Annotated in this window: 1 protein-coding gene; it reads left to right on the top strand. The window is 75.3% G+C overall.

Annotated features, from left to right (window positions below):
• Positions 1 to 275: hypothetical protein (locus PROKR_RS33870; protein WP_036959856.1), on the top strand; the 275-nt coding region annotated here is incomplete at both ends.

Below are 275 nucleotides of genomic sequence, written 5' to 3'. Positions count from 1 at the left end.
CGAGGAGTCGTCCCGTGAGCTGTCCGCCCTGGAGACCGAGGTCGGCGGCGTCGAGGGGGGCGAGGAGGGGCTCGACGTGGCCCACGAGGCGGCGTCCGAGGTGCTGGAGCTGGCCAAGGCCGAGGTACGTCACCTGCAGGAGCAGGTGACGACGGCGCAGCGGGACCGCAGCGCCGCGGCCGCGAAGGTCGAGGCGCTGGAGCTGAGCCTGGACCGCAAGGACGGCGCCGGCACGCTCCTGGCCGCCGACCAGGCGGGTGTCCTGGGCTCGGTGG

Source organism: Promicromonospora kroppenstedtii DSM 19349, assembly GCF_000515355.1.
Classification (GTDB): Bacteria; Actinomycetota; Actinomycetes; order Actinomycetales; family Cellulomonadaceae; genus Promicromonospora; species Promicromonospora kroppenstedtii.
Note: the sequence above shows the minus strand (reverse complement) of the source record. Positions and strands in the feature narration are given on the sequence as shown.